Here is a 2,381-nt window from a genome sequence, read left to right on the forward strand (position 1 = left end):
TCGTCCCGGGCCGGTTGAACGCCGACGCAAACACTGATTTCAGCTCAGCCGGATCGCTCACCTTGATCGCCTCACATCCCAGCGACTTCGCGATCCCCGCGAAATCCACCGGCGGATCGACAAAATCCATGCCGACGTAATTGTCATCGCCATGGAACGCGAGCAGGCGCTGCTTGATGATGCGGTAGCCGCCATTGTTGGCGATGACGACATTGAGCGGCAGCTTGTGGTGCGCCGCCGTCCACAACGACTGGATCGAATACATCGCGCTGCCGTCGCCGGAGAAACACACCACCGGCCGGTGCGGATTGGCAAGGCTTGCGCCGACCGAGGCCGGCAGGCCCCAGCCGATGCCGCCGGACGCGAGCCCGTGATAGCCGTAGCGGTCGCGATGCGGGCGCAGCGCCGTGATCTGGCGACTGGATGTGAGGCCCTCGTCGACCAGGATCGCATGATCGGGCATCGCCTCGACCATCTGCAGCACCATCCAGTCCGGATCGATCGGCGTACGGCCACTGTTCTTTGCGATCTGCTCGACCAGCGCAGCGCGGCGCGCGGCCCAGTTCTTTGGCGCAAGCTCGGCGAGGCGCGCCTTCGAGCGGCTTGCGAGCGATGCGCCGCCCAACTCCTTCAGCACCGGGATCAGCGCGCGCAGCGTCTCCTTCACGTCGGCCTTCAGCGCGATCTCGACACCGTAGTTCTTGGCGATCTCCCAGTCCGCGAGACCAACCTGCACGATGCCAAGACCATCCGGCAGCGCATCGACTTCGCTATAGACGGACATGCGCAGGGGATCGCCGCCGAGCGCAATCAGGAGATCGTGCGGCGCAAGCGTGTCGCGCGCGACTTTCTGCACGCGGGCGAGCGTACCGACGAAGCTCGGACTCTCCGAGAGGAAATGCGCGCCATAGGGTGTCGACGACTGATAGGCGGCAGCACCCAGTAGCTCCGCAAGCTCGGCCGCCTCCTTCAGCGCGTCGCTCTTGACGACCTCGTCCATGGTGACGATGACCGGCCGCTCCGCCCTGAGCAGGCGCGCGGCAAAGGCTCTTAGCGCCTCATCGGACGGCCTTGTGCGCGCATCGATGCGGGTGGAGCGGCCGAGATCGATGCCGGCTTCCGCATTGAGGATGTCGCCCGGCAGCGAGATGAACACCGGCCCCGTCGGCGGCGTGGTCGCGACCTTTGCGGCCCGGCGCACGATGCGCGGCAAATCCGCAAGCTGCGTCACCTCGACCGCCCATTTCACCAGCGGCTCCGCCATGCGCACCAGCGGCCCCGACAGCACCGGCTCCATCAGGCCATGGCCCTGCTCCTGCTGGCCGGCCGTGAGGATCATCGGCGTGCCCGTGAACTGCGCGTTGTAGAGCGAGCCCATCGCGTTCCCAAGGCCGGGCGCGACATGGACATTGCAGGCGACGAGCTTTCCGGAGGCGCGGCTAAAACCGTCGGCGATCGCGACGACGAGGCTTTCCTGCATCGCCATCACATAGGTGAGATCGGGATGATCCTTCAGCGCGTGCATGATCGGCAGCTCGGTGGTGCCGGGATTGCCGAACAGATGCGTGATGCCCTCATCCTGGAGCAGCGCCAGAAATGCCGAGCGGCCGGTGATGCGGTTCTTCATTGTTCCTCCTGGCCGGACGGTCGTTGCCGCCGGGCGCGGCGGACATGATGGCCGATATCGCCAGATGGGCGCAAGGAAGCGCGCTCATGGCTGCCTTGCGCGAGAACCCCGCCCTAGTGTCCCGGACGCGACGCAACGCGTAGCGGTGCGGCGCAGAGCCGGGACCCATCGCGCATCGACCCCGCTGTCAGATGGGCCCCGGCTTCAGCAGCGCGGCACTTCGCGCCGCACTGCATCCGGGGCACGAGAGCGAGTTACATCTCGTCGCGTCCGATCTCGAACGGGTCCTCGCCACTCGCGCGCCGCTTCTTTTTCGAACGCTGCCAGACCACGCCGGGAAAGCCCTTGAGCGGCACCAACGGCTCGCCGGTGTAGGCCCACTCCTGCAGCTCCTCGATCGCGATGTGATAGAGCGGCTGCCGGCCGGTGCGCTCCTTGAAGAGCGCACGGGGAATATTGACCATGTGCGGGCCGCGCGGCCGCTCATAGGCGATCGGCGTCCCGCAATGCGCGCAGAAGCTGCGCGCGGTCCTGGTCGCCTTGTCCTCGTAGCGCGTCAGCGCGGTCTTGCCGGAGGTGATGCGAAAGCGCTTCTTCCAGCTTCCGACATAGGTGGCGTAGGCCGCGCCATGGGCACGGCGGCTCGCCGCGGAATGGTCATGCCAGGCCCAGCGCGCGGGAACGTCGATCTCGAAGGTGACCTTGCCGCACAGGCACTGTCCCGTGGCGATCCCTGCGGCGACGGCGGCTTTGG

The 2,381-nt window shown here is 66.7% G+C and carries 2 protein-coding genes; both read right to left on the reverse strand.

From position 1 onward, the window contains the following. Nucleotides 1-1,627, reverse strand: a 1,627-nt coding sequence (locus C2U70_RS32400; protein WP_140982790.1) for a thiamine pyrophosphate-binding protein, incomplete at its 3' end; no start/stop codon positions are given. A 254-nt stretch (nt 1,628-1,881) separates the two neighbouring features. Further along, nucleotides 1,882-2,381, reverse strand: a 500-nt coding sequence (locus C2U70_RS32405) for a GFA family protein (protein WP_246666925.1), incomplete at its 5' end; no start/stop codon positions are given.

The sequence above is a fragment of the Bradyrhizobium guangdongense genome (assembly GCF_006483445.1).
Classification (GTDB): domain Bacteria; phylum Pseudomonadota; class Alphaproteobacteria; order Rhizobiales; family Xanthobacteraceae; genus Bradyrhizobium; species Bradyrhizobium guangdongense_A.